Source organism: Curtobacterium sp. MCBA15_012 (assembly GCF_001864935.2).
GTDB lineage: Bacteria > Actinomycetota > Actinomycetes > Actinomycetales > Microbacteriaceae > Curtobacterium.
Genome location: NZ_CP126267.1, coordinates 3070631 through 3085019, shown reverse-complemented (window position 1 = coordinate 3085019; position 14389 = coordinate 3070631). Strand labels below are relative to the sequence as shown.

The following is a 14389-nucleotide window of genomic DNA, read 5'->3' as shown; positions in this document are numbered from 1 at the left end:
ACCGCACCGACACCGCACCCGAGGGAGCACCGTGGCAGACCGCATCGTCGTGGCGGCGTCCGCCGGCGTCGACCCGACCGCCGCCGTGGCGCAGTTCGCCCGGCACGAGGTCGTCGCGCTCGTGGTCGACGTCGGTGGCCGCGGGCGCGAGGTCGCGGCTGTCCGCGAGCGGGCACGGGCTGCCGGCGCGGTCGACGCCCTCGTCGTCGACGCCAAGGCCGAGTTCGCCGAGCAGTACGTCGTCCCGGCGGTCCGCGCGAACGCCAGCTGCGCGCAGCACGCGCTCGTGCCCGGGCTGCGTCGGCCGCTCGTGGCGTCGCACCTCGTGTCCACGGCACGGCGGCTCGGTGCGTCGGCGGTCGCGCACGCGACCTCGACACCGGACGACGTGGCCCTGGTCGCGACGGTCGGTGCACTCGACCCGGACCTCCGCGTCGAGTCCCTCGACGCGGCCCCGGTGGCACCCGGCGAGCAGGACCTCTGGGGTCGCGTCGTGTCCGCGCGGGACCTCGACGACCCCTGGGCGGGACCGGCCGGCGGCGACTGGGCCCGCACCCAGGACCCGGAGCCCGGCGCGGAGCCGGACGAGGTCCTCGTCACCTTCGAGCACGGCGTCCCGGTCGCGCTCGACGGGCAGCGGTTCCCCGTGGTGCGCCTGCTGCAGGAGCTCGACGCCCTCGCCGGACGGCACGGCATCGGCCGGCACGACGTCGTGGCCGACCTCGTCGACGGCCGGAAGGTCCGCCGGGTCACCGAGACCCCGGGGGCGACCGCGCTCGTGACGGCCCACGCCGACCTCGAACGCCTGACCCTCGAGCGCGACCTGCTGCGGACCAAGCAGGTCCTGGACCGCGAGTGGGCCGCGTGCGTCGGTGACGGACGGTGGGCCTCGGGTCTGCGCCGCGCGGCCGACGCGTTCGTCGAGCACACCCAGCAGCACGTCTCCGGAGACGTCCGACTCCGCCTGCACGGCGGGACCGCGGCCGTCACCGGGCGCCGGTCCGACCAGAGCCTGTACGACTACGAGCTCGCGGGTCCGACCGACGGTGGCCCGCCCACGCTGGCTGAGGCCTGGTCCCGACCGGGCCGGACCGCCGCCCGCCGCGACCGCGCGAACTGAGCGACGCCCCCCGCCAGCAACAAGCAGGACGCACGACCACCCGCACGACCAACAGCAGGACGCACGACCACCCGCACGACCGACCGCACCACGCACGACCGACCGCACCACGCACGACCGACCGCACCACGCACGATCCGCCACCCACGAACGACGCAGGACGACATGAGCGACGCTGACCAGCACACCAAGACCGACGCCACCAACACCGGCGCCCTCTGGGGCGGCCGCTTCGCCGACGGCCCGAGCGCCGAGCTCGCGGCACTCTCGCGGTCCACGCACTTCGACTGGCAGCTCGCGCCGTACGACATCGCCGGGTCGCGTGCCCACGCGCGGGCCCTGCAGCGTGCGGGGTACCTCACCGTCGACGAGCTCGACCGCATGCTCGCCGGGCTCGACCGCCTGGCCGAGGCGCACGCCGACGGCACCCTCCAGCCCGACCCGTCCGACGAGGACGTGCACGGCGCCCTCGAACGGCTGCTCATCGCCGACGTCGGTCCGGCCCTCGGCGGCAAGCTCCGCGCCGGGCGCAGCCGGAACGACCAGATCGCGACCCTCGGCCGGATGCACATGCTCGACCACGCGCGCCGCATCGGCCACATGGTGATCGACCTCGTCGACGCGATCTCGCAGCAGGCCAGCGAGCACCCGACGGCGATCATGCCGGGCCGCACGCACCTGCAGCACGCGCAGCCGGTGCTCCTCGCGCACCACCTCCTCGCGCACGCCTGGCCCCTCGTCCGCGACCTCGAGCGCCTCCGCGACTGGGCGGACCGGGCGAGCGTGAGCCCGTACGGTGCCGGTGCCCTCGCGGGGAGCTCGCTCGGACTCGACCCCGCGGCGATCGCCCACGAGCTCGGCTTCGCCCGGCCGGCGGACAACTCGATCGACGCGACCGCTGCTCGCGACGTGGTCGCCGAGTTCGCCTTCGTGCTCGCGCAGGTCGGGATCGACGTGTCCCGCCTGGCCGAGGAGGTCATCCTCTGGAACACGAAGGAGTTCGGCTTCGTCCGCCTCCACGACGCGTTCTCGACCGGCTCGAGCATCATGCCGCAGAAGAAGAACCCGGACATCGCGGAGCTCGCGCGCGGCAAGTCGGGCCGGCTCATCGGCAACCTGACCGGCCTGCTCGCCACCCTGAAGGGCCTGCCGCTCGCCTACAACCGCGACCTGCAGGAGGACAAGGAGCCGGTCTTCGACTCGGTCGCCCAGCTCGAGGTCCTGCTGCCCGCGTTCACCGGCATGGTCGCGACGCTGACCTTCGACACCGACCGGATGGCGGAGCTCGCCCCCCAGGGCTTCTCGCTCGCGACGGACGTCGCCGAGTGGCTCGTCCGCGAGGGCGTGCCGTTCCGCGACGCGCACGAGGTCTCCGGCGCACTCGTCCGGTACTGCGAGGAGCGCGGCATCGAGCTCGACGCCCCCACCGACGACGAGTACCGCGCCGTGTCGGAGCACCTCACCCCGGCGGTGCGCGGCGTGCTCACGATCGAGGGCAGCGTGTCCTCGCGCGCCGGTGTCGGCGGTACCGCGCCGGACCGCGTCGCCGAGCAGCTCGCGTCGCTCACCGCCCGCGTCCGCACGCTCGCCGCCGGAGCACCGTTCGCGCGATGAGCGCGACGAGCGCGGAAGGCGCGGAAGGCCGGGAGGACGCGGCGGACGCCACGGCCGGAGGGACCGCGGCGACCGCAGCACTCCGCTCCCTGCTCGAGCTCCCGGCACCGACCTCGGCACCGGGGCTGCTCGGCGCGACCATCGCCGGCAAGGGCGTGACGCTGCGCATCACCGAGGTCGAGGCGTACTGGGGCCCGACCGACCCCGGTTCGCACGGGCACCGGGGCATGACCGAGCGCAACCGCCACCTGTTCGGACGCCCGGGCACCCTGTACGCCTACCGCTCGTACGGCATCCACACCTGCGTCAACGTGGTGAGCGCCGCCGAGGGCACCTCGTCCGGCTCGCTCCTCCGTGCCGCGGAGGTCGTCGACGGTGGACCCGTCGCCCGGGAACGGCGCGGAGACGGTGTGCCGAGCGCCGCACTCGCACGGGGCCCCGGCAACCTCGGCCAGGCACTCGGCGCGGTGCTCGGCACCGACGACGGGACGTCGCTGCTCGACGGGTCCGGCCCGTACGTGCTCACCCTGGCACCCGGCCTGGAGGCGCGGCTCGCCGCCGCCCCGCCGGCTGCGGTGGTCGATGAGCTCCTGTCCGAGGACGTGCGGCCGGGCGTGCGCCGCATCTCGCGGGGACCGCGCGTCGGCGTCGGCGGCACCGCCGGCGGCGCGTCCTTCCCGTGGCGCTGGTGGCTCACGGGCGACCCGACCGTCTCGTCGTACCGACGGCACAAGTGCGCCGTCGACTGAGGCGAGCCGACGTCCCCCTCCGGACGACGGAGTCCCCGCCGGACCAGGTGATCCACCCGTGGGTGGGTGGGGCGGGCCTCCCGACCGGCGCCGTCGGCGCGGAGGCGCCGCTACGATCGTGGTGTGTCCAGCGCTACCGATCACGATGTCCTGACACGCCAGCAGAACGACCCCACCTTCGCCTCGGTGTGGGACGAACTGCGCTGGCGCGGTCTGGTGCACGTCTCCACCGACGAGACGGCACTCCAGGAGGCCCTCGACGGCGAGCCGGTCACGTACTACTGCGGCTTCGACCCCACGGCTCCGTCCCTGCACTGCGGCAACCTGCTGCAGCTGCTCACCATGCGGCGACTCCAGCTGGCTGGCCACAAGCCGCTCGCCCTCGTCGGGGGCTCGACCGGTCTCATCGGCGATCCGCGACCCACGGCCGAGCGCACCCTGAACACGCGCGAGACGGTGACCGAGTGGGTCACCCGCCTCCAGGGGCAGGTGTCCCGGTTCCTCAGCCCCGAGGGCGACAACGCGGTCCGTCTGGTGAACAACCTCGACTGGACCTCGCCGCTCTCGGCGATCGACTTCCTGCGGGAGGTCGGCAAGTACTTCCGCGTCAACAGCATGCTCAAGAAGGACGCCGTCGCCGCGCGGCTGCAGTCCGACGCCGGGATCAGCTACACCGAGTTCAGCTACCAGATCCTGCAGGGGCTGGACTTCCGCGAGCTCTACCGGCAGTACGGCTGCACCCTGCAGACCGGCGGGTCCGACCAGTGGGGCAACCTGACGAGCGGGACCGAGCTGATCCGGCGGTCCGAGGGGGCGTCGGTACACGCCTTCGGGACCCCGCTCATCACCAACTCCGACGGCACGAAGTTCGGCAAGAGCGAGGGCAACGCGATCTGGCTCGACCCGGAGATGACCTCGCCGTACGCCTTCTACCAGTTCTGGCTCAACACGTCGGACGCCGACGTCGTCGCGCGACTGCGGGAGTTCACCTTCCTGACCCGGGACGAGATCGCGCGCCTGGAGCGGGCCGTCGCGGACGAACCGTTCCGTCGCGAAGCGCAGCGGACGCTCGCGCTCGACGTGACGACGACCGTCCACGGCGCCGCTGCGGCACGGGCGGCGATCGATGCGTCGGCCGCGCTCTTCGGCAACGGCGACCTCGGCGCACTCGACGACCGCACCCTGCGGTCGGCCATCGCCGAGCTCCCGGGCTCGGTCGTGCTGGGCGGAGACGTCGACGTCGCGCGCGCCCTGGTCGAGACCGGGCTCGTGAAGTCGCTGGGGGAGGCCCGGCGGGCGATCGACCAGGGCGGGGTCTCGGTGAACAACGTCCGTGCGACCGATGCGACCGCGACCATCGGTGCGCTCGCGCTGCCGGCCGGTGTCGTGGTGCTCCGCCGTGGCAAGAAGACCCTCGCCGGTGTGACGATCGGCTGACCTGCGGCCCTGCGGCCCTGCGGCCCTGCAGTCCCGAGGTCCTGAGGTCCTGAGGTACTGCGTTCCTGCGGACGCCCGGCTCTCCGACGAGGGGCGCCGGGCGTCGTCGCGTCCGGGGGCGCTCGGGATCGCGGTCCCGGGCGCCCCCGGTGTTGCACAGTGCGACACGCCCGGGATGGGGCCGGTGTTGGCCAGGCCTCCGAACGCTGCGTATAGTTTCCTCTCGTCACCCCAAAGGTGCGGCGGAGCGGCTGGAGCGAGAGCCCAGAGCCTGCCGGCCTCAAGTGGGGGCCATCCTCCACTGGAGTTCAGATCGGGTCTTGCACTCGTTCGCTCCGACGCCTAGGATGACTACTCCACCGGCCCTCTCCTACGGGATGAGCCACAGGACCTCGGTCCGACGCGTTGCCGGTGGCAACCAAGTACACAAGCCCCCCTGGCGGAATCCGGTTCGACCGGGTCGAGCGGTGGGTGCGTCTGGTCCTTGAGAACTCAACAGCGTGCACATTGTCAATGCCAATTTATTGACCCCGTGCCTGGCTGGCCTTTTGGTTGGTTGGGTCGGAGACAATTCCTTTTGGATTGAAGATTGTCCAGTGGACAGTCAACAGTCAGTTTCAACTCGCTGACACTTCGGTGTTGGTTGTAATTTTTTTACGGAGAGTTTGATCCTGGCTCAGGACGAACGCTGGCGGCGTGCTTAACACATGCAAGTCGAACGATGATCAGGAGCTTGCTTCTGTGATTAGTGGCGAACGGGTGAGTAACACGTGAGTAACCTGCCCCTGACTCTGGGATAAGCGTTGGAAACGACGTCTAATACTGGATAGGACTACTGGCCGCATGGTCTGGTGGTGGAAAGATTTTTTGGTTGGGGATGGACTCGCGGCCTATCAGCTTGTTGGTGAGGTAATGGCTCACCAAGGCGACGACGGGTAGCCGGCCTGAGAGGGTGACCGGCCACACTGGGACTGAGACACGGCCCAGACTCCTACGGGAGGCAGCAGTGGGGAATATTGCACAATGGGCGAAAGCCTGATGCAGCAACGCCGCGTGAGGGATGACGGCCTTCGGGTTGTAAACCTCTTTTAGTAGGGAAGAAGCGAAAGTGACGGTACCTGCAGAAAAAGCACCGGCTAACTACGTGCCAGCAGCCGCGGTAATACGTAGGGTGCAAGCGTTGTCCGGAATTATTGGGCGTAAAGAGCTCGTAGGCGGTTTGTCGCGTCTGCTGTGAAATCCCGAGGCTCAACCTCGGGCTTGCAGTGGGTACGGGCAGACTAGAGTGCGGTAGGGGAGATTGGAATTCCTGGTGTAGCGGTGGAATGCGCAGATATCAGGAGGAACACCGATGGCGAAGGCAGATCTCTGGGCCGTAACTGACGCTGAGGAGCGAAAGCATGGGGAGCGAACAGGATTAGATACCCTGGTAGTCCATGCCGTAAACGTTGGGCGCTAGATGTAGGGACCTTTCCACGGTTTCTGTGTCGTAGCTAACGCATTAAGCGCCCCGCCTGGGGAGTACGGCCGCAAGGCTAAAACTCAAAGGAATTGACGGGGGCCCGCACAAGCGGCGGAGCATGCGGATTAATTCGATGCAACGCGAAGAACCTTACCAAGGCTTGACATACACCGGAAACGGCCAGAGATGGTCGCCCCCTTGTGGTCGGTGTACAGGTGGTGCATGGTTGTCGTCAGCTCGTGTCGTGAGATGTTGGGTTAAGTCCCGCAACGAGCGCAACCCTCGTTCTATGTTGCCAGCGCGTTATGGCGGGGACTCATAGGAGACTGCCGGGGTCAACTCGGAGGAAGGTGGGGATGACGTCAAATCATCATGCCCCTTATGTCTTGGGCTTCACGCATGCTACAATGGCCGGTACAAAGGGCTGCGATACCGTAAGGTGGAGCGAATCCCAAAAAGCCGGTCTCAGTTCGGATTGAGGTCTGCAACTCGACCTCATGAAGTCGGAGTCGCTAGTAATCGCAGATCAGCAACGCTGCGGTGAATACGTTCCCGGGCCTTGTACACACCGCCCGTCAAGTCATGAAAGTCGGTAACACCCGAAGCCGGTGGCCTAACCCTTGTGGAAGGAGCCGTCGAAGGTGGGATCGGTGATTAGGACTAAGTCGTAACAAGGTAGCCGTACCGGAAGGTGCGGCTGGATCACCTCCTTTCTAAGGAGCATCTGGCTCGTCTCGTGTCTGCAGATGCAGGTGTGGGGTGGGTCCAGGCGCCCGGTTCGGACCGAACGTGTCCGACGGGTAGCTCATGGGTGGAACATTGACAGTGCAGGTGGGAGTCATGCTCTCGGCGTCAGTACATCGATCGTTCGCGGTTGGTTGGAAGGGGTCGGGGTGTGGTGAGCATCTGGTGCACGTTGTTGGGTCCTGAGGGACCAGGCTTCCCGGCCCGTTGTGGTTGGGGGTTGAGCCGTCTGGTGCTGCCCTGTGTGGGTGGTGCTGGGGACGCGGTTCTTCGAGTGGGCCATGTGATGCCGGCGCGGTTGCGTTGGTGGAGGATGGTGCCGATCGTATGTTGAGAACTACACAGTGGACGCGAGCATCTTTAGATTCGCGTCATCGCATGATCACCGGCTTCGGTTGGTGGTTGTGGTTGGCGTTGGATCGCAATTTTAATCTTTGTGGTCAAGTTTCTAAGAGCAAACGGTGGATGCCTTGGCATCTGGAGCCGAAGAAGGACGTAGAAATCTGCGATAAGCCTCGGGGAGCTGATAATCGAGCTGTGAGCCGAGGATTTCCGAATGGGGAAACCCCGCCAGGCGCTTTTGTGACCTGGTGACTCCCGCCTGAATATATAGGGCGGGTAGAGGGAACGTGGGGAAGTGAAACATCTCAGTACCCACAGGAAGAGAAAACAACATGTGATTCCGTGAGTAGTGGCGAGCGAAAGCGGATGAGGCTAAACCGATCATGTGTGATAGCCGGCGGGCGTTGCATGGTCGGGGTTGTGGGACACGTCACTCAGTTCTGCCGGACTGGGGCGGTTACAGCGCATCATAGTCGAACCGGTTTGAAAGCCGGGCCGTAGTGGGTGCCAGCCCCGTAGACGAAATGGTGTTATGGCCGGATGTGTATCCCAAGTAGCACGGGGCCCGAGAAATCCCGTGTGAATCTGTCAGAACCACCTGATAAGCCTAAATACTCCCAGATGACCGATAGCGGACAAGTACCGTGAGGGAAAGGTGAAAAGTACCCCGGGAGGGGAGTGAAATAGTACCTGAAACCGTTTGCTTACAAACCGTCGGAGCCTCCTTAGTAGGGGTGACGGCGTGCCTTTTGAAGAATGAGCCTGCGAGTTAGTGATATGTGGCGAGGTTAACCCGTGTGGGGCAGCCGTAGCGAAAGCGAGTCTGAATAGGGCGGTTCAGTCGCATGTCCTAGACCCGAAGCGAAGTGATCTATCCATGGCCAGGTTGAAGCGACGGTAAGACGTCGTGGAGGACCGAACCCACTTCAGTTGAAAATGGAGGGGATGAGCTGTGGATAGGGGTGAAAGGCCAATCAAACTTCGTGATAGCTGGTTCTCTCCGAAATGCATTTAGGTGCAGCGTTGCGTGTTTCTCGCCGGAGGTAGAGCTACTGGATGGCCGATGGGCCTCAACAGGTTACTGACGTCAGCCAAACTCCGAATGCCGGTGAGTGAGAGCGCAGCAGTGAGACGGTGGGGGATAAGCTTCATCGTCGAGAGGGAAACAACCCAGACTACCAACTAAGGCCCCTAAGCGTGTGCTAAGTGGGAAAGGATGTGGAGTTGCACAGACAACCAGGAGGTTGGCTTAGAAGCAGCCACCCTTGAAAGAGTGCGTAATAGCTCACTGGTCAAGTGATTCCGCGCCGACAATGTAACGGGGCTCAAGCACACCGCCGAAGTTGTAGATTTCGCACACAGACAAGCCTTCGTGGTTCAGTCGTGCGGAGTGGTAGGAGAGCGTCGTGTGGCGAGTGAAGCGGCGGAGTAATCCAGCCGTGGACGCCACACGAGTGAGAATGCAGGCATGAGTAGCGAAAGACGGGTGAGAAACCCGTCCTCCGAAAGACCAAGGGTTCCAGGGCCAGGTTAATCCGCCCTGGGTAAGTCGGGACCTAAGGCGAGGCCGACAGGCGTAGTCGATGGACAACGGGTTGATATTCCCGTACCGGCGAACAACCGCCCAAGCTAATCCAGTGGTGCTAAGAGTCCTAACCCGGTTCGTCGGATCCCTTCGGGGTGATGGTGTCCGGTCTAACGCTCGACCCCATGCTGGTGCGGCTAGCGTATGAACAGGTGTGACGCAGGAAGGTAGCTGAGCCAGGCGATGGTATCCGTAAGGTGAACCTGGTGTAAGGATGTAGGGCTGACGATAGGCAAATCCGTCGTCTGTACGCCTGAGATCCGACGCGTACCCGTAAGGGGAAATCAGTGATCCTATGCTGCCGAGAAAAGCATCGACGCGAGGTTGCAGCCGCCCGTACCCGAAACCGACTCAGGTGGTCAGGTAGAGAATACCAAGGAGATCGAGATAATCGTGGTTAAGGAACTCGGCAAAATGCCCCCGTAACTTCGGGAGAAGGGGGGCCGGACACGTGACCGGACTTGCTCCGTGAGCGTTGAAGGCCGCAGAGACCAGTGGGAAGCGACTGTTTACTAAAAACACAGGTCCGTGCGAAGTCGCAAGACGATGTATACGGACTGACGCCTGCCCGGTGCTGGAAGGTTAAGAGGAAGGGTTAGCCCTCGGGCGAAGCTCTGAATTTAAGCCCCAGTAAACGGCGGTGGTAACTATAACCATCCTAAGGTAGCGAAATTCCTTGTCGGGTAAGTTCCGACCTGCACGAATGGCGTAACGACTTCCCAGCTGTCTCAACCGCGAACTCGGCGAAATTGCACTACGAGTAAAGATGCTCGTTACGCGCAGCAGGACGGAAAGACCCCGTGACCTTTACTACAGTTTGGTATTGGTGTTCGGAGTGGCTTGTGTAGGATAGGTGGGAGACTGTGAAGCGGGCACGCTAGTGTTCGTGGAGTCATTGTTGAAATACCACTCTGGTCACTTTGGATGTCTAACGTAGGACCCTGATCGGGTTCATGGACAGTGCCTGATGGGTAGTTTAACTGGGGCGGTTGCCTCCCAAAGAGTAACGGAGGCGCCCAAAGGTTCCCTCAACCTGGTTGGCAATCAGGTGGCGAGTGTAAGTGCACAAGGGAGCTTGACTGTGAGACTGACAGGTCGAGCAGGGACGAAAGTCGGGACTAGTGATCCGGCAGTGGCTTGTGGAAGCGCTGTCGCTCAACGGATAAAAGGTACCTCGGGGATAACAGGCTGATCTTGCCCAAGAGTCCATATCGACGGCATGGTTTGGCACCTCGATGTCGGCTCGTCGCATCCTGGGGCTGGAGTAGGTCCCAAGGGTTGGGCTGTTCGCCCATTAAAGCGGTACGCGAGCTGGGTTTAGAACGTCGTGAGACAGTTCGGTCCCTATCCGCTGCGCGCGTTGGAAATTTGAGAAGATCTATCCCTAGTACGAGAGGACCGGGATGGACGAACCTCTGGTGTGTCAGTTGTTCTGCCAAGGGCACCGCTGATTAGCTACGTTCGGACCGGATAACCGCTGAAAGCATCTAAGCGGGAAGCCGTCTTCGAGATGAGATTTCCATGCACCTTGAGTGTGAGAGGCTCCCAGCAGACTACTGGGTTGATAGGCCGGATGTGGAAGCGGGGACTAACGACCCGTGGAGCTGACCGGTACTAATAAGCCGAAGACTTGACAACACAATTATTTCCCTACCCTTGTGGTGGGGGCTCGCGTCCACTTTGTGGTTCCCGACAGACGATCGGGAATCAAACTGAATACTTCAGACTGAACCAGCATGAAGGAACAGTGTTTGATCCGTTTCGGGTCGACAGTGTTCCGGTGGTCATAGCGAGAGGGAAACGCCCGGTCACATTCCGAACCCGGAAGCTAAGCCTCTCAGCGCCGATGGTACTGCAAGGGGGACCTTGTGGGAGAGTAGGACGCCGCCGGACTCAACTTCACGTACGACCAGGGAACCCCTGACCATTCATGGTCAGGGGTTTTCTGCGTTCCCGGGGACCCCGGACTGTGACGGTCGGGCGTCTTCTGCGTACCCGGGATACCTCTGGCCATGACGGCCAGGGATCTTCTGCGTTTCGAGGCTTTCATGCGTCGCACCCGTACCCGTACCCGTACCCGCACCCGCACCTGCGATGGCACGGTTGTCGGCACCTGCACCTGCGCCTGGCCTTGCGCGCCGGCCGTGTGCGCCTCCGCCTGCTGAGGTGTCGCGCCTGTCGGGGACGTTCCGGTCGGTCAACCTGCCCTGCGCCCGCCCACGCCCCGAGCACTGCAGGGCGCCACCCTTCACGGGGCGCGGCCGGAGTCGGCCGGCGGCTCGTTGATCGGATCTCGATCAGGACCCGCCGCTCGAGAAGCCGGGGAACGACGCCCGATCGCGACATTCCCTCGTCGGGTGCTACCGAGATCGGGCAGGCGCTCGTCAGAACCGCTGCGGGCGGGCGCTCGAGGACCGGCGGGCGGGGATGGATTGCGGCGACCGCCGTGGCGGTGTGTCCAATGCAACCGATGAACGGTAAGGACCCGTCGCTGGGGCCTTCGGACGCTGGAGCCGACCTTTGCGACGGGGCCGTGTCCAGGTCTGCACCGATGCACCGTGACGAGGGACGCACATCAAGCGTTCACATCGCGCGTACATCGACTCGGCGGCGTGGAGCGTCGGCCGGTCGAGAAGCTCGGGCTGCATCGGCCGCCGAACGAGTCGGGACCGGCAGGGCGCCCAGTGCATGATGCGGCTGCGTTCTCTCGCGGGTGTTCCGGCGATGGGGTCCCGACGGGTCAGCTGTGCCGTGGCACGGGCGGTCGGGGCGGCGTTCGTCGCCGCGGCAACATCTTCCGCCTGTTCGGCCACAGGTCGAGGCGAGCTGCCTTCGAGCTGATCGCGGTGGTTCCCCTCGAGGCCGCCGGCGCTTGCATACGAGGCCGGCGGGGAGCACCATCGCCGTGAGCCGTGAGCCGTGAGCCGTGAGCCGTGAGCCGTGAGCCGTGAGCCGTGAGCCGTGAGCCGTGAGCCGTGAGCCGTGAGCCGTGAGCCGTGAGCCGTGAGCCGTGAGCCGTGAGCCGTGAGCCGTGAGCCGTGAGCCGGGCCGTGGGCCACAGGGCAACAGAAGGTCATCCGCAGTCACGCCCGGCTTGCTCGTAGAGCGCGACACGCCCGGGAGTAGGCGTGGTTGGCGGTGCTGCTCAGTCCCGCGTAAGGTTGTACCTCGTTGCCGCTGAGGCGGAGAACGGAACGGCCGGGACGGTCGCCAGGTCATCGACTTGGGGATCTTGTCCGCCACGGTTCTTCCCCGGGCAACGAACCAGCTCCTTCGTGAAGCGCCCTGATGGGTGTGGAGTGGTGGGTGCGTCTGGTCCTTGAGAACTCAACAGCGTGCACATTGTCAATGCCAATTTATTGACCCCGTGCCTGGCTGGCCTTTTGGTTGGTTGGGTCGGAGACAATTCCTTTTGGATTGAAGATTGTCCAGTGGACAGTCAACAGTCAGTTTCAACTCGCTGACACTTCGGTGTTGGTTGTAATTTTTTTACGGAGAGTTTGATCCTGGCTCAGGACGAACGCTGGCGGCGTGCTTAACACATGCAAGTCGAACGATGATCAGGAGCTTGCTTCTGTGATTAGTGGCGAACGGGTGAGTAACACGTGAGTAACCTGCCCCTGACTCTGGGATAAGCGTTGGAAACGACGTCTAATACTGGATAGGACTACTGGCCGCATGGTCTGGTGGTGGAAAGATTTTTTGGTTGGGGATGGACTCGCGGCCTATCAGCTTGTTGGTGAGGTAATGGCTCACCAAGGCGACGACGGGTAGCCGGCCTGAGAGGGTGACCGGCCACACTGGGACTGAGACACGGCCCAGACTCCTACGGGAGGCAGCAGTGGGGAATATTGCACAATGGGCGAAAGCCTGATGCAGCAACGCCGCGTGAGGGATGACGGCCTTCGGGTTGTAAACCTCTTTTAGTAGGGAAGAAGCGAAAGTGACGGTACCGCAGAAAAAGCACCGGCTAACTACGTGCCAGCAGCCGCGGTAATACGTAGGGTGCAAGCGTTGTCCGGAATTATTGGGCGTAAAGAGCTCGTAGGCGGTTTGTCGCGTCTGCTGTGAAATCCCGAGGCTCAACCTCGGGCTTGCAGTGGGTACGGGCAGACTAGAGTGCGGTAGGGGAGATTGGAATTCCTGGTGTAGCGGTGGAATGCGCAGATATCAGGAGGAACACCGATGGCGAAGGCAGATCTCTGGGCCGTAACTGACGCTGAGGAGCGAAAGCATGGGGAGCGAACAGGATTAGATACCCTGGTAGTCCATGCCGTAAACGTTGGGCGCTAGATGTAGGGACCTTTCCACGGTTTCTGTGTCGTAGCTAACGCATTAAGCGCCCCGCCTGGGGAGTACGGCCGCAAGGCTAAAACTCAAAGGAATTGACGGGGGCCCGCACAAGCGGCGGAGCATGCGGATTAATTCGATGCAACGCGAAGAACCTTACCAAGGCTTGACATACACCGGAAACGGCCAGAGATGGTCGCCCCCTTGTGGTCGGTGTACAGGTGGTGCATGGTTGTCGTCAGCTCGTGTCGTGAGATGTTGGGTTAAGTCCCGCAACGAGCGCAACCCTCGTTCTATGTTGCCAGCGCGTTATGGCGGGGACTCATAGGAGACTGCCGGGGTCAACTCGGAGGAAGGTGGGGATGACGTCAAATCATCATGCCCCTTATGTCTTGGGCTTCACGCATGCTACAATGGCCGGTACAAAGGGCTGCGATACCGTAAGGTGGAGCGAATCCCAAAAAGCCGGTCTCAGTTCGGATTGAGGTCTGCAACTCGACCTCATGAAGTCGGAGTCGCTAGTAATCGCAGATCAGCAACGCTGCGGTGAATACGTTCCCGGGCCTTGTACACACCGCCCGTCAAGTCATGAAAGTCGGTAACACCCGAAGCCGGTGGCCTAACCCTTGTGGAAGGAGCCGTCGAAGGTGGGATCGGTGATTAGGACTAAGTCGTAACAAGGTAGCCGTACCGGAAGGTGCGGCTGGATCACCTCCTTTCTAAGGAGCATCTGGCTCGTCTCGTGTCTGCAGATGCAGGTGTGGGGTGGGTCCAGGCGCCCGGTTCGGACCGAACGTGTCCGACGGGTAGCTCATGGGTGGAACATTGACAGTGCAGGTGGGAGTCATGCTCTCGGCGTCAGTACATCGATCGTTCGCGGTTGGTTGGAAGGGGTCGGGGTGTGGTGAGCATCTGGTGCACGTTGTTGGGTCCTGAGGGACCAGGCTTCCCGGCCCGTTGTGGTTGGGGGTTGAGCCGTCTGGTGCTGCCCTGTGTGGGTGGTGCTGGGGACGCGGTTCTTCGAGTGGGCCATGTGATGCCGGCGC

Annotated in this window: 4 protein-coding genes and 4 rRNA genes; all 8 read left to right on the top strand. The window is 63.8% G+C overall.

Going from position 1 to position 14389, the window contains the following annotated elements; genetic code table 11:
- Window positions 1–31: 31 nt before the first annotated feature.
- The 8 genes from QOL15_RS14140 (at window position 32) to QOL15_RS14105 (ending at window position 14062) form a co-directional block, all read left to right on the top strand.
- Window positions 32–1120, top strand: a complete 1089-nt coding sequence (locus QOL15_RS14140; protein WP_305404632.1) for an argininosuccinate synthase domain-containing protein — start codon at window positions 32–34, stop codon at window positions 1118–1120.
- A gap of 165 nt (window positions 1121–1285) precedes the next feature.
- The gene (gene argH, locus QOL15_RS14135; RefSeq protein ID WP_065961854.1) at window positions 1286–2734 is read left to right on the top strand and encodes an argininosuccinate lyase; all 1449 of its coding nucleotides are present in this window, start codon (window positions 1286–1288) and stop codon (window positions 2732–2734) included.
- Window positions 2731–3483 carry a DNA-3-methyladenine glycosylase gene (locus tag QOL15_RS14130; protein WP_083393968.1) on the top strand — a complete coding sequence of 251 codons (753 nt, stop codon included), beginning with the start codon at window positions 2731–2733 and terminating at the stop codon, window positions 3481–3483. Before argH ends, QOL15_RS14130 begins: the two co-directional genes overlap by 4 nt.
- Window positions 3484–3606: 123 nt before the next feature.
- Window positions 3607–4920, top strand: a complete 1314-nt coding sequence (gene tyrS, locus QOL15_RS14125) for a tyrosine--tRNA ligase (RefSeq protein ID WP_071247026.1) — start codon at window positions 3607–3609, stop codon at window positions 4918–4920.
- Between the two features lie 653 nt (window positions 4921–5573).
- Window positions 5574–7095, top strand: a 16S ribosomal RNA gene (locus QOL15_RS14120).
- 469 nt (window positions 7096–7564) lie between these two features.
- A 23S ribosomal RNA gene (locus QOL15_RS14115) occupies window positions 7565–10691 on the top strand.
- Window positions 10692–10829: 138 nt separating this feature from the next.
- Window positions 10830–10946: ribosomal RNA gene (gene rrf, locus QOL15_RS14110) — 5S ribosomal RNA — on the top strand.
- Between the two features lie 1595 nt (window positions 10947–12541).
- Window positions 12542–14062: ribosomal RNA gene (locus tag QOL15_RS14105) — 16S ribosomal RNA — on the top strand.
- The 16S, 23S and 5S rRNA genes sit together here, the layout of an rRNA operon.
- Window positions 14063–14389: the final 327 nt, after the last annotated feature.

Coding starts and splice junctions, on each gene's coding strand:
- argH (WP_065961854.1), top strand. CDS start 1,286: ATGAGCGACGCTGACCAGCACACCAAGACCGACGCCACCAACACCGGC.
- QOL15_RS14130 (WP_083393968.1), top strand. CDS start 2,731: ATGAGCGCGACGAGCGCGGAAGGCGCGGAAGGCCGGGAGGACGCGGCG.